General features: G+C 71.9%; 12 protein-coding genes. 3 read left to right on the plus strand and 9 right to left on the minus strand.

Features of this window, described 5'->3' with window-relative positions; translation table 11 throughout:
- Positions 1–72: 72 nt before the first annotated feature.
- Positions 73–864, minus strand: coding sequence for a cysteine hydrolase family protein (locus FBZ33_RS22180; RefSeq protein ID WP_141910536.1), 792 nt, complete (start codon positions 862–864; stop codon positions 73–75).
- 276 nt (positions 865–1,140) lie between these two features.
- Between FBZ33_RS22180 and FBZ33_RS22185 the strand changes: the two genes are divergently transcribed.
- From FBZ33_RS22185 to FBZ33_RS22195, 3 genes are read left to right on the plus strand one after another with little or no spacing between them, the layout of a single operon-like run.
- Complete coding sequence (locus tag FBZ33_RS22185) at positions 1,141–2,199, plus strand: MoxR family ATPase (RefSeq protein ID WP_088949391.1); 1,059 nt, start codon at positions 1,141–1,143, stop codon at positions 2,197–2,199.
- 1 nt (position 2,200) lies between these two features.
- Complete coding sequence (locus FBZ33_RS22190) at positions 2,201–3,499, plus strand: DUF58 domain-containing protein (RefSeq protein ID WP_088949392.1); 1,299 nt, start codon at positions 2,201–2,203, stop codon at positions 3,497–3,499.
- Positions 3,500–3,515: 16 nt separating this feature from the next.
- Positions 3,516–5,990 carry a DUF3488 and transglutaminase-like domain-containing protein gene (locus tag FBZ33_RS22195; protein ID WP_141910537.1) on the plus strand — a complete coding sequence of 825 codons (2,475 nt, stop codon included), beginning with the start codon at positions 3,516–3,518 and terminating at the stop codon, positions 5,988–5,990.
- 479 nt (positions 5,991–6,469) lie between these two features.
- Here FBZ33_RS22195 and FBZ33_RS22200 read toward each other — a convergent pair whose 3' ends face one another.
- The 8 genes from FBZ33_RS22200 to FBZ33_RS22230 form a co-directional block, all read right to left on the minus strand.
- Positions 6,470–6,868, minus strand: a complete 399-nt coding sequence (locus FBZ33_RS22200; RefSeq protein ID WP_088949394.1) for a DUF3040 domain-containing protein — start codon at positions 6,866–6,868, stop codon at positions 6,470–6,472.
- Positions 6,869–6,984: 116 nt separating this feature from the next.
- Complete coding sequence (locus FBZ33_RS22205; protein WP_088949395.1) at positions 6,985–8,247, minus strand: DNA polymerase IV; 1,263 nt, start codon at positions 8,245–8,247, stop codon at positions 6,985–6,987.
- A 63-nt stretch (positions 8,248–8,310) separates the two neighbouring features.
- Positions 8,311–9,477, minus strand: a complete 1,167-nt coding sequence (locus tag FBZ33_RS22210) for an alkaline phosphatase family protein (protein WP_141910538.1) — start codon at positions 9,475–9,477, stop codon at positions 8,311–8,313.
- Complete coding sequence (locus FBZ33_RS22215) at positions 9,474–10,241, minus strand: methyltransferase domain-containing protein (protein WP_141910539.1); 768 nt, start codon at positions 10,239–10,241, stop codon at positions 9,474–9,476. The genes FBZ33_RS22210 and FBZ33_RS22215 overlap by 4 nt, the downstream gene beginning before the upstream one ends.
- 9 nt (positions 10,242–10,250) lie before the next feature.
- Positions 10,251–11,174 (minus strand): carbohydrate ABC transporter permease, encoded by a 924-nt coding sequence (locus FBZ33_RS22220; protein ID WP_141910540.1) that lies wholly within the window; start codon positions 11,172–11,174, stop codon positions 10,251–10,253.
- Positions 11,171–11,344, minus strand: coding sequence for a hypothetical protein (locus FBZ33_RS32885; RefSeq protein WP_158240969.1), 174 nt, complete (start codon positions 11,342–11,344; stop codon positions 11,171–11,173). The genes FBZ33_RS22220 and FBZ33_RS32885 overlap by 4 nt, the downstream gene beginning before the upstream one ends.
- The gene (locus FBZ33_RS22225; RefSeq protein ID WP_141910541.1) at positions 11,341–12,288 is read right to left on the minus strand and encodes a carbohydrate ABC transporter permease; all 948 of its coding nucleotides are present in this window, start codon (positions 12,286–12,288) and stop codon (positions 11,341–11,343) included. Before FBZ33_RS22225 ends, FBZ33_RS32885 begins: the two co-directional genes overlap by 4 nt.
- A gap of 7 nt (positions 12,289–12,295) precedes the next feature.
- On the minus strand, positions 12,296–13,645 hold the full coding sequence (locus FBZ33_RS22230) for an ABC transporter substrate-binding protein (protein WP_141910542.1): 1,350 nt from the start codon (positions 13,643–13,645) through the stop codon (positions 12,296–12,298).
- Positions 13,646–13,694 lie beyond the last annotated feature (49 nt).

Here is a 13,694-nt window from a genome sequence, read left to right on the forward strand (position 1 = left end):
CCGGCCATGTCCGGCAGTGTACCCCGCTGTGCGGCGTGACGACGTGCCGCCGCCGGGCAGGGCGCGCGGCGGTCACCCGGCCGCGGCGAACCGTGCGGTGTCGGAGGTGAAGCCCCAGCACTGCTGGGAGTTGAAAACCACGGCGTCCTTGCAGTACGCGGGGCTGGAGGTGGCGGTCGCGTCGGTCAGCAGCACTGCTGCGTAGTCCCGGAAGTACGCGTCCTCGACAGTGGTGCTGACGCACTGGTCGGTGTTGACCCCGCCGAACAGGAGGGTGCGAATGCCCTGGGCGCGCAGCACCTGGTCGAGGTGGGTGGCATGGAACCCGTTCATCCGGTACTTCTCCACCTGCACGTCCTCGGGACGCACCAACTCCCGCAACTCGTCGACCAGCGTCGCGCCCCACGATCCCTCGGTCAGCACCCGGCCGTGGTCCAACTGCTCCCCGATGCCGGCCTGGTCGAGACGGTGCTTGAACGACCAGAGCGTGGGGGCGCCGAGGTTACGCAGGTCAGGACGGTTGTACCAGTACACCCAGATCACCGGTACGCCGAGCTGGCGGGCGGCCTGCACCGCCCGTACCGCGCCGGGGATCGCCGCCCGGCAGGCCGTGTGGTCCAGCCCGGAGCGGTCGGTCCATCCACCCGGAGAGCAGAAGTCGTTCTGCAGGTCGAGCAGGACCAGGGCGGTCGCGTCCAGGTCCACCACGACAGGCAGCAACTCGGCCTCGATGCGGGCTCGCCGCCCTCCGGCGCCGGTCGCCACGTCGACGTGGTCGGCGTGCAGCCGCCACTGCGCCACGCCACCGGCGAGACGTACGCCTCCGTCGTCGGCCTGCCCGTAGATGTCGCGCTCCCGCCACACGGTGCTCTCCCCCGGTTACGTCGCCGCCGCCGACCGGTGGGCCACGCGGGCGGGGCACCGGATACCCGGGCTCGGACCGGTCACGCATCTCCCGAACGGCGAATATTCCGGTGCGTAACCGACGGACTACCTGCGGGGGTCGGCGATAACGACAAACATGGTTAGCCTGAGAGACCAGTGAGATTCCTGCGGCAGACGAGGCTCGACGTCGCGAACCCAACGGCGGGTCCAGGTGCTCTATACAGAGCTGCCGTCATGGCGACGAGGAGGAGGCCCGTGACACAACAGACCTGGGACGAGGTGGGCGGCCTACTGCCGCACGACGAGTTCCGCGCCGCCAGCGAGGCCATCGTGGCCAACATCGAGCAGGTCATCGAGGGTAAGACCGCCACCGTGCGGCTCGCCCTGGCCGTCCTGCTCGCCGAGGGTCACCTCCTGATCGAAGACGTGCCGGGTGTCGGCAAGACCAAGCTGGCCAAGGCCCTGGCGCGGTCCATCGACTGCACGGTGCGACGGATCCAGTTCACCCCCGACCTGCTGCCCAGCGACGTCACCGGGGTCAGCGTCTACAACCAGGAGACGCACGACTTCGAGTTCCGTCCCGGTGCCGTGTTCGCCAACCTGGTGGTCGGCGACGAGATCAACCGGGCCTCGCCGAAGACCCAGTCGGCGTTGCTGGAGTGCATGGAGGAACGGCAGGTCACCGTCGACGGTGTCACCTACCAGCTCCAGACCCCCTTCATGGTCATCGCCACCCAGAACCCGATCGAGATGGAGGGGACCTACCCGCTGCCCGAGGCGCAGCGCGACCGGTTCACCGCCCGTATCGCGATGGGCTACCCGGACTCCAACGCCGAGCTGGCCATGCTCGACGGGCACGGGGCCACCGACCCGCTGAACGAGCTGCGCTCGGTCTCCGACGCGGCCATCGTCCGACAGCTCATCGCCACCGTCCGACAGGTGCACGTCGCGGACGCGGTCAAGCAGTACGCGATCGACCTGGTCACCGCCACCCGCGAGGCACCTGACCTGCGGCTCGGCGCCTCCCCCCGGGCGACCCTGCAACTGCTGCGCACCGCCCGGGCGGTCGCCGCCCTGGAGGGTCGCGACTACGTGCTCCCCGACGACCTGCAGGCCCTGGCGGTGCCGGTGCTCGCGCACCGGATCATCCCGACGGCCGACGCGCAGCTCGCCCGACGCACCACCGACGCGATCGTCTCCGAGCTGGTGCACCGCCTGCCGTTGCCACACGACCGGCAGCGCAACCCGTACGACACCCGCCCCGGCACCGGCACCGGCAACGGCCGCGCGCCCTACGAGCCGCGGAGGCCATGACGTGCGTGCCGGGCTACGCGGGCTGACCACCCGCGGGCGCTCCTTCCTCGCCGCCGCCATCGCGGCGGCGATCTCGGCCGCCATCCTGGGCGAGAAGGACCTGCTCCGGGTGGCTGTGCTGTTGGCCATCCTGCCGTTGCTGGCCGCGGCCTACGTCGGGCGGAGCCGCTACAAGCTGGCCTGCAACCGTTCACTGGACCCCCACCGGGTTCCGGTCGGCGCCAACTCCCGGGTGGTGCTGCGCCTGCAGAACCTCTCCCGGCTGCCGACCGGCACCCTACTCCTGGAGGACCGGCTGCCCTACGCGCTGGGCAGCCGGCCCCGAGTGGTGTTGGAGCGGCTCGGCGCGCACCAGGCCACCTCCGTGGCGTACACCGTCCGTGCCGACGTTCGGGGTCGCTACGACGTGGGCCCGCTGGTGGTCCGGATGACCGACCCGTTCGGTCTCTGCGAGCTCACCAGGTCCTTCCCCAGCACCGACCACCTGACGGTCATCCCGCAGGTCACCGCACTGCCGTCGGTCCGGCTCCCCGGGGAGTACGCGGGCAGCGGCGACAGCCGGGCCCGCTCGGTGGCGGTGCACGGCGAGGACGACGCGGCGACCCGGGAATACCGGCGTGGCGACGACCTGCGCCGGGTGCACTGGAAGTCCACGGCACGCACCGGCGAGCTGATGGTGCGTCGCGAGGAGCAGCCGTGGGAGAGCCGGGCCACTGTCGTCCTGGACACCCGCGCGTACGGCCACCGCGGCGAGGGGCCGACGGCCAGTTTCGAGTGGTCCGTCTCCGCCGCCGCGAGCATCGCCGTCCACCTGCGCCAGGCCGGCTACAAGTTGCGCCTGGTCACCGGCTCGGGGGCGGATGTCGACGCCTCGGAGGCCGGCGGTGACGGGGCGCTGCTCGATCACCTCGCGGAGGTCCGACTGGATCAGCGCGCGGAGCTGACCGACCTCGTGCAACGGGTCCGCCAACGCGCCGACGGTGGTCTGATCATCGGGCTGTTCGGCACGGTGAGCGTGGCCGAGGCCGAGCTGCTGGCCGGCCTGCGGGGCAACGGCGCCACCTGCGTCGGCTTCCTGCTGAACAGCTCCACCTGGCTCAGCCTGCCGGAGAAGGCCCGTGCCGAGGCGGAACGCGCGCACGCCGCCGCCGTCCTCGCCATGCTGCAGAGCGGTTGGCGGGTGGTCGGTGTCGACCACGGCGGCCGACTGCCCGCGCTGTGGCCGCAGGCCGGCCGGGGCTCCCAGGGCTTCGCGCTTCGCGCCGCACTGGCCGAGACGGTGGCCGGCGGCGTGCGATGAACGGAAGGTTCCCCTCATGATCGCCAGTCGGAACATCGGCCTGGTGGCGGCCACGGCCACCCTGCTGGCCGCCGCGCCGCTGTCGGCCATCTTCCAGAGCTGGACGTGGCTCATCCAGTCCGTCATCGCTGTCGCCGTGGTGGCCGGGGTGGCCGCGTTGACCCGCCTCGCCCGGGCCCCCCTGTGGGGTCAGGTGCTGGGCATGCTGGCCGGCCTGCTCCTTGCCCTGACCTGGTTGTTCCCCAGCGGCGCGGAGCTGCTCGCCGTCCTGCCCACGCCGGGCACGCTCGCGCACTTCAACGATCTGCTCGCCGGTTCCATGGAGGACATGCGCTCGTACGGCGTCGAGGTCCCCGACACCGACCCGCTGCTGTTCATCACCGTGCTCGGCGTCGGTGGGGTCGCCGTCCTGGTCGACGTACTGGCCGTCGGGTTGCGCCGACCCGCGCTGGCGGGGCTGCCGATGCTCGCCATCTACTCGGTGCCGGTCGCCGTCTACGTGGACAGCGTCCCCGCGGTGCCGTTCGTGGTGGGCGCCGCCGGTTACCTCTGGCTGCTGGTCACCGACAACGTGGACCGCGTACGCCGCTTCGGGCGCCGCTTCACCGGTGACGGCCGTGACGTCGACGTGTGGGAGGCCTCGCCGCTGGCGTCCGCCGGCCGCCGGCTCGCGGCGGTCGGGGTGGCTCTGGCGGTGATGCTGCCGCTGGCGGTGCCCGGCATGACCGGCGGGCTGCTCGACTCCCTCAGCCGGAGTTCGGGCAACGGCACCGGCAACGGCACCGGCTCGGGCGGCACATCGGGTCGGATCGACCTGTTCGCCTCGCTCGCCGGCCAGCTCAACCAGTCCCAGGTGGCCGATCTGGTCAAGGTCACCACGTCCGAACAGAACCCGTTCTACCTGCGCTACGCGGTCGCCGACGAGCTGCGCCCGGGTGGTTTTCAGGCGCGCAGCCCGAGCGGTCGGCCCGCGAACCGGGACCTGCCGGACCCGGCCAAACCGGCCGATCGGGGCGTGCAGCAGACCACCTACCGGGCGACCGTCGAGGTCACCAAGAGCCTGAGCATGGGGCTGATGCCGGTGTACGCCGAGCCGGTGCGCACCGAGGACCTCAACGGCAACTGGCTCTACGACCCCAACCAGCAGGTCGTCTTCTCCAACCGGGAAAACTCCCGGGGCCGCAAGTACTCCTTCGACTACGTCCGCTCGACATACACTCCGGCGGCGCTGCGGGCCGCGCAGCCGCTCGCGGCCGACGTCCCGGTACGCCGGCAGCTGACCGCCACCCCCGAGCGGGTGCCGGAGGTGGAAGAGCTGGTCAAGGGGCTGGTCCAGGGCAAGCGCACCGACTACGACCGGGTGCTGGCCATCTACCAGCACTTCTCGGCGGACAACGGGTTCAGCTACCGGTTGAGCACCGAGAGCGGCAGCAGCGGGCAGGACATCGTCAACTTCCTGACCAACAAGGTCGGCTACTGCCAGCAGTACGCCGCCGGGATGGCCTGGCTGGTCCGCGCGGCCGGGATCCCAGCCCGTGTGGCCTTCGGCTTCACCAACGGCAGCAAGCGCGACGGTGACACCTTCACGCTGACCAACCTCAACCTGCACGCCTGGACCGAGGTCTTCTTCAACGGCCTCGGTTGGGTGCCCTTCGACGCCACCCCGGCGTCCGGGGTGCCCGGTTCCACCCGGTCGGCCTGGGCACCGGACACCGACGCACCGGATCCGACCACCCCGGGCACGGGTGTCACGGACGCCCCGACGGGCCCCGAGGCCTCAGCTGGGCCGGCCGGCCCGGACAACGCCGACCGGGACACCGACGAGGGGCTTGCCCTCGGCGGAACGACGCCCGACGAACAGCCGCCGACCTGGCCCTGGTGGGCGGCCGGCATGCTGGCCCTGCTGCTGCTCCTGGCGGTGCCTGCTCTGCGCCGGGTCGCGCTGCGGCGCCGACGCGGTGGCCAGGCGGCGAGCGCCACGGTGGCCGCCACCACCGTCGCCGACGGCACCGAGCCGGGGACCCGCCTGGTCACGGTCGCCGCGGACGCCAACCGCGCCCGCGCGGACGCGCACGCCGCCTGGTCGGAGCTGCTCGACACCCTGGTGGACTTCCGGGTTCCGGTCGACCTCACCGAGACGCCGAGGGCGACCGCGGACCGGCTCATCCGGGACACCCTCAGCGACGACACCGCCGCCGTGGAGTCGGCGCGGCTGCTCGGCAAGGCGGAGGAACGGGCCCGCTACGCGCGGGATCCGCTGACCGGTGAGCGGTTGCTGCCGGCGCTGCGCACGGTCCGCGGGGCGCTCGCCGCACGGGCGGACCGACGGACCCGCATCCTCGCCGCCGTGTTGCCGCCATCGGTGCTGCTGCGGTGGAGGACCGGCATGGCGGACACGTCCGGCCGAATGGCGGCGCTGACCGGGCGGACCCGGTACCGGCTGCTGCGCTGGAACCCACGACGGCTGATGGCCGACCGGGCGGCGCGCTGAACAACGCAGGTCCAGGTGTGGGGCGGCGGTCAGGTGGACCGCCGCCCCACTCTGCATCAGTCGCCACCGCCCAGCGCCCCCGGCGCGGGTCACCCCGCCCCGCCACCCGCGTCGGTCCCCCGTCGCCCGTCGACCCGTGGGCCAACGAGCCAGCGAGCCATGATCAGTTGATGCTCAGGGAATGCGGAGCACGATCATGCGGAAAGGGGGGCCGCAAGGCTGCCGTGGGCTGGGTCAGCGTTTCCGGGAGAGCCGGCGCTCGCGCCCGGGGAGACACGAGAGAGACCGGCGGAAAGGGGACCGCCAGAAGGAAGACCGCGGGAAGGAAGACCACCGGCAAGGAAGCCGCCGGATAGGAGGCGGCACGCAGAGGGCGCGTGGATGCCACTGAGGTCGCCGGCGGGAATGCCCGGCGACCCACTCGTCGCGACGTACGGCCGCCTCAGCGGCGTACGTCCCGCCTCAGGGGCGGGACCGGCCTACCGGTGCCCCTCCGGACGCTGCCGCCACCTGTCCTCCATGCGGTCCAGGAGTGACGACTTGCGACCGGATCGGCCACCGCGGGGGCGACGACGACTCGTCGTGCCGCCCACCACGTGCAGGTCAGGTGATTGTGCCCGCCGGTGCGACTGGTACGCGAACGCGGCCGACGCCAGCATGACGACGAAGCCCGCCACCGCCAGCGGTGGAGTCTTGATCACCGCGCCATAGACCAGTAGAGCCAAGCCAGCGATGATGACGCCGGCGGCGACGAGCAGGCGACGCCGCGCATGGAAGCGCGGATCGCTGGCGCGCACGGCCGAGGCGAATTTGGGGTCCTCGGCAAGCGACTGCTCGATCTGCTCGAACAGCCGCTGCTCGTGCTCCGAGAGCGGCACGGCACTCCTCCCCGGTCACGTTGGTCGGGCCCATTCGGGCCGACAGACCGTGGCAGCCATCCGGCTGCTTACCCGCAAGTCTACGAGGGGGCTCGCGCGTCGGAAAGCGGGACGACCTACGGGTGGGGTGGATTTTCGTTTCGACGGCTGTCACGGTCGCCCATCAGACTGGCCGGACCTATGACGGACCGCCCGAAACGGGCAGCAGCGGCGTCCACGGCAGCTTCCGCTTCGCGCCAACCATGCTCGGGCGCGCCGAGGGTGAGCTGCCGGGGAGCGCCCTGCGCCGGGGCGAGCCCTTCGACCCGGACACCGACGAGTCGGATCCGCTCGCCCGGGTCCAAAACGGTGTAGAGCGCCCAAACCGTGTCGAACATCTCGCGGGCGGTGTCGGTGGGCACGTCGAGGGTGCGGGAGCGGCTCACGGTGCGGAAGTCGGCCAGCCGGACCTTGAGGGCGACGGTGCGCCCAACCTGCCCGGAGCCTCGCAGCCGGACGCCGACCTTCGCGCTGAGCGCGAGCAGCGCGCGGCGGATCTCCAGTGGGTCGGCCACGTCGACGTCGAAGGTCACCTCGGCGCCGATCGACTTGTCGACGTGCTCCGGGCTGACCCCGCGCGGGTCCCGTCCCCAGGCCAGCTCGTGCAGGTGTGCCGCCGAGGCGGCGCCGACCGCACGGCGGATCATGCCCACCGGCGCCTCGGCGAGATCGCCGACGGTGGTCAGGCCGAGCCGGCGCAGCGACTCGGCGGCGCGCTCCCCCACCCCCCACAGCGCGTCCACCGGCAACGGGTGCAGGAAGTCGAGCACCTGCCCCGGGGGCACCACCAGCAGCCCGTCCGGCTTGGCCCGGGTGGAACCCAGCTTGGCCACGAACTTGCTCGGCGCCACCCCGACCGAGCAGGTCAGCGCCTGCTCGGTCGCGACCCGACGGCGGATCAGCCGGGCGATGGTGGCCGGGGAGCCGAAGAGCCGGCGGGCGCCGGTCACGTCGAGGAACGCCTCGTCGAGGGACAGCGGCTCGACCAGCGGGGTAACGTCGCGGAAGATCTGCATGACAGCCCGGGAGGCCTCGGTGTAGGCGGTGAAGTCAGGTGGCAGGTAGACGGCGTGCGGGCACCGGGCTCGGGCCTGACTGGTCGGCATCGCGCTGCGCACGCCGTACCGGCGGGCCTCGTAGCTGGCCGAACTGACCACCCCGCGTGGCCCGACGCCGCCGACGACCACCGGCCGGCCGCGCAGCTCGGGTCGGCGGCGCACCTCGACGGCGGCGAAGAACGCATCCATGTCGACGTGCAGGATCGGGCTGCCGGAGTCGTCGGCGTCCGGCCCGAAGCGCGGATCGTCGTCGCCCCGGGGCAACGACTGGCTGCGGCCCATCCCGGCAGGTTAACCCGAAGGTACGACACCACCAGCCACCGGCGGGCCGGACCGGTACGCCGGTCAGCCGCGGACGACCAGCAGGGGCACGGTCAGCTCGGCCGCGGTGTCCGACCCGTGGTACGCCACCAGCTTCGACGCCATCGGCCGCTCGGTGCGGCTGGCCATGACCGCGTACGTGTCGTTGCAGGTCACCACCACGTCGCCGATCCGCCCCAGGTGTTCCTCGGGCACCGGACCGAACCAGCCGGTGGCCACCACCTCGTCGCGGGTGCGTACCCGCGCCGCGTCGCCCAGCACCTCGGACCAGGCGGCCCGCACGTCGTCGACCGCGCCCTCCTCGACGTGCAGGTAGCGCACCCGGGCCTCACCGGCCACCACCCGCACCCCGGCGCGCAGCCGTGGGTCGGTGTCCAGGTCGAAGCGGTGGTCGGCGGGAATGTCGAGCTGGCCGTGATCGGCGGTCACCAGCAGTGCCGCGTCCGGCGGCAGGCCGTCGACCAACCGGGCGATCAGGGCGTCCACCTCGGTGGCGGCGACCCGCCAGGGTGCTGAGTCGACGCCGCTGAGGTGGCCGTGCCGGTCCAGGTCGGCGTGGTAGCCGGAGACCAGGGTCGGGCCCGGGCCGGCGGCCAGCGCGGCCAGCATGGCGGCGGCCACCGAGTCCCCACCGGCAGCGCCCCGGAAGTCGCCGCCCCGGTTGGCGGCGAGGGTCAGCCCACTGCCGCCGAACTCCGGCCGGCTCACCACTGTCACCGTCACACCGGCGGCGCGGGCCCGTTCCAGCTGGGTGGGCACCGGCTGCCAGTGCAGCGGCGACGGGTCCGCGGCCCAGTCGGTGTGGGTGAGCACCCGGTCGGTGCCGGGCACCCGCACGGTGAAGCCGAGCACCCCGTGCGCGCCCGGAGCGACGCCGGTGCCGAGCGTCACCAGGCTGGTCGGTGTGGTGGACGGGAAACCGGCGATGATCGGCCGGGCCACCGTGGCGGCGAGCCCGGCGAGGGTCGGCGCGTACGGGGCGGCGGTCGGCAGCTGGTACCAGCCGAGCCCGTCGACCAGCAGCACGGCGATCCGGCGTACCCCGGCCAACGCGGGGACGAGCCCGAGCGGGTCGGCCGAGCCGGGAACGCCCAGCACGGCGAGCGCGCTGGGCAGCACGTCGGCGAGACGGCCGCCGCCGTGGTGCGGCCCGAGGACCGTCAGCGGCGCGGCAGGTGGCGAGTCGCTCATGCCGGCCGGCGGGCGAAGAGGTGCAGTTGGGCGGCCAGGTCCCGGTACGGAGGTTGGGCGGCCAGCGCGCGTTCCAACTCGACCAGGGCGGCGGACTGCCCGTCGGCGACCGCGGCCGGCAGCAGGTCGGCGAGCACGCGTACCCCGTGGATCTCCTCGACCACGAGACCGGCGGCGCCGAGCAGCGCGGCGGCGCCCGGGGCGTCGTAGCGTCGGCGCAGCGTGTCCCGTGGTCCGGCGGTGCCGGCCGGGTCGGCGGCCAGCGCGGTCGCGACGTCGAGGTGGCCGTTCATCGCGCGGCCCAGCACGGCGGCGGCCCGCCCGGCCACGAGCACACTGGCCGCGCCGCCCGGGCGCAGCGCGGTGGCCAACGCGCTCACCACCGGTGCCGGGTCGTCGACCACCTCCAGCACGGAGTGGCAGAGGACGAGGTCGACGCCGGCCGGCTCGACCAGCCCGGCGAGGGCGTCGCCGTCGCCCTGCACGGCGGCGATCCGGTCGGCCACGCCGGCCTCGGCGGCCCGGCGGGTGAGCGCGGCGAGCGCGTCGGGGCTGGCGTCGACCACTGTGACGCGGTGCCCGGCGCGGGCCAGCGGAACGGCGAAACCGCCGGTGCCGCCGCCCACGTCCAGCACGGTCAGCTCGGCGTCGCCGCGCCGGTCCAGCTCGGCGCGGAGCACCGACCAGATCACGGCGGTACGGGGGGTCAGCGGCGGCCCGGCGAACCGGCCTCGGGTCTGCTCCACCCGGTCGAGCCTAGTCACCTGGTCCAGTCAGCCCTTGCGGCCGGTGGTGGCGATGCCCTCGACGAAGTGCCGCTGGGCCAGGAAGAACAGAATGATCATCGGAACGGTGGCCAGCACACTTCCGGCGAGCACGATCTCCCACTGCTGCTCGCCGCCATAGCCGAACCGGTCCAGCACGACCTTGAGCCCGCGCGGCAGAGTGTAGAGCTGCTCGTTGCGCAGGTAGATCAGCGGCTTGAGCAGGTCCGTCCAGCTGGCCTTGAACTCGAAGACGAAGGCGACCAGCAGCGCCGGTCGGATCAGCGGAAAGGCCATCTTCCAGAACAGCTGCGGGTAGCTGGCCCCGTCCACCCGGGCGGCCTCGAAGTATTCACGGGGCAGGGCGAGCAGGAACTGTCGCAGCAGGAAGATGTAGAACGCCGAGCCGAACAGGTTGCCCGCCCAGAGCGGCACCTGGGTGTCGGTCAGCCCGAGGTCCGACCAGATGAGGTACGTCGGGATCATGGTGACCGCGAACGGCAGCATCATGGTCGCCAGGACCAGCCCGAAGAGCAGGTTGCGGCCGGGGAAGCGGAAGTAGGCGAAGCCGAAGGCCACCCAGGCGCTGGAGAGGGTCGCCGCGGCGGCGGCGGCCACACCGACCACCACGCTGTTGAAGAACCAGGTCACCAGTGGCACGGCCCGCCAGGCCTCGGCGTAGTTCTCCGGAGCGAACGGGACCGGCAGGAAGCCGGGGGCGAAGACGTACTCCCGGGGGCGAAGCGAGGCGCTGACCAGCCAGACGAACGGCAGCATGAAGATCACCGCGGCGCCCACCAGCGCCACCACGAAGAGCACCCGCTGCCAGGGTGACCGACGGCCCTCACCGGCCGCCGACCGGGGCGCCGCCGGCCGGACCGGCGAGATGCCGGACACCGGCGACGCGGCGCCCCGCTCGACGGCGGTGGTCACGACTCGGCCCCAGCTGCCGGATCCTCCTCCGCCCGGGACCGCCGAACGTTGGCGACGGGACCGTCGGTGAGCTGGTACTCGCGCGGCTCAAGCTGCTCGGGCACCCAGCCAGCGGTCAGCCGGGTGCGTCGCGCGTTGGCCACGCCGTTGTGGCCGATCATCGAAGTCACTTGTCTTCTCCCTCGTAGTACACGAACCGGTTGCTGAGTTTCACCTGTATCAAGGTGATGATCAAGATGATCACGAAAAGCAGCCACGCCATCGCTGACGCGAAGCCCATGTGCAGGAACTGGAACGCCTCCTGGAACAGGTGGATGACGTAGAAGGTGGCGGCGTCGCTGTTGAACGAGTTCTGCGTCTCCCGGTTGCCGAAGTACATCGTGTAGACCTCGGTGAACATCTGCAGCGACGCGATCGTGTTGACGATCAGCGTGAAGAACAGCGCACCCGAGATCATCGGCAGGGTGACCGACCGGAACCGGGCCCACGGGCCGGCGCCGTCGATGGCAGCCGCCTCGTACAGGTCACGGGGCACGTTCTGCAACGCGGCCAGATAGATGATCACTGTGGAGCCGAGGCTCCACAGGCTCATCAGGACGATGCCGGGCATCACCCAGCCCGGGTCGGTGGTCCAGCTCGGACCGTCGATGCCGACCAGGCCGAGCGCCCGGTTGATCAGGCCGTCCTGGGTGTTGAGCAGCAGCAGGAACAGGATGCCGACCGCCACCGCCGGGGTCATCACCGGCAGGTAGAAGACGGTACGGAAGAAGCCCTGCAACCGGCCGACCCGCTTGAGCAGCAGCGCCAGGCCCAGCGAGATGAGCATAACCAGCGGCACGTGCAGCGCCGTGTAGTAGACGGTGTTGCCCAGGCTGCGGGCCACCGCCGGGTCACTCATCAGCTGCCGGTAGTTGTCCAGCCCGGTGTACTCCGGCGGGTTGATCACGTCGTACTCGGTGAAGCTCAACCACAGGCTGGCGATCATCGGCCCCGCCGAGAAGACCAGGAACCCGACGATCCACGGCGCCAGGAAGAGGTACGCCCAGCGCGCCTCCCGCCGGGCCAGCGGCGTGCGACGGCGCCGGCCCGGAGCGGGAGTGGTGACGGTGGTCATCGCGGGGCTACTTCGCGGCCTTGTCCAGGGCTGCGGCGGCCTCCTGCTGGGCCCGCTGCAACGCCTGCGCGGGCTGCGCCTGGCCGGCGAGCACCCGGTTGACCGCGTCGTAGTACGCCTTGTCGAACTCCGCGCCGGCCGGAGAGGCGGGCATCGCGAACGCGGCGTCCTGCACCGAGCGGATGGTGGCCACGGCGTCATCGAAGCGCTTGTTGCCGGTCGGCTGGTACAGCTCGTCGAAGATCTTCTTGTCGGCGGTGGCATTGGCCGTGTAGAGGCCCGTGAACGGCTGGCCGGCGGCCTTGCGGGCGTCCACCCGGGCCTTCGCGGCGGCCACCCAGGTGTCGGTGGCGGTCATCTGCTTGACGAACGCGCACGCCGCGTCCGGGTTCTTCGCGCCCTTGGTGACGACCCAGGCCTGCCCGCCGGACTGGGTCAGCGGCTTGCCCTGCCGGTCCACGAACGGCTTGACCACCAACTCGGCGTTCGGGCTGTTCTTGGCGGCCTGGTTGAGGAACCACTCCTCCATCGGCCACGCCACGATCTGGTTCTTGGACAGCGGGTTCTGCGCACCGAAGAAGTCGAAGGTGTCCCGGAACGACTTGAATTTGCCCCAACCGCCCTGCTGCTGGATCAGGTTGACCCCGGTGGTCAGCGCCTCGACCACCCTGGGGTCGTCCAGCTTGGCCGTGCGGCCGTCGGCGGAAAGCATGTCGGCGCCGTTGGCCTTGGCCCACATCGGCAGGAACTCGGGAACCTTCGGGTCGATGCCGATCCGGGAGAGTCGACCGCCGGAGACGGCGGCCAGCTTGGCGTTGAGCTGGGGCAGCGCGGCCCAGTCGGCCAGGTTGACCTGGTCGGCGGTCAGCCCTGCCTGCTTGAGCAGCCCCTCGTTGAGGTAGACCACCCGGACGGTGGAAAACTCGGGAATGCCGTAGACGGTGTCGTCGAGCGTGACCTGGGCGCGGGCAGCCGGCCGATATTGTTCCAGGCCGATGTCCTGCTTCTTGACGCAGTCGGTCAGCGGCTGGATCGACCCGCGCTTGGCGTACGTGCCGATCAGCTTGCGGTCCATGTAGACCAGATCCGGTGGGTTGCCCGAGGCGACCGCGGAGAGGAACTGCTGCTCGTCGAAGGCCCCCTCGGTGACCTTCAGCTCGACGCCGGGGTGGTCACGCTTGAAGGCGTCCACGCGGGTGATGGCGATCTCGTCGGAGAAACCGAAGCCCATGGTGCTGAGCGTGCCCTTGGCGGCGGTGCCGCCACCCGCGTCGCTGTCGCCGCCGACACCCCCGCAGCCACTGAGCACCAGAGTGAGCGCCCCGGCGAACACCGTCGCCCGCAGCATCCGTGACATGTGTCCCTCCCCGAGTCCACGCGGACCACACCGTTCGCGTGACCTGCAC

Origin of the sequence: Micromonospora sp. A202 (assembly GCF_006715105.1) — a bacterium.
Classification (GTDB): domain Bacteria; phylum Actinomycetota; class Actinomycetes; order Mycobacteriales; family Micromonosporaceae; genus Micromonospora; species Micromonospora zamorensis.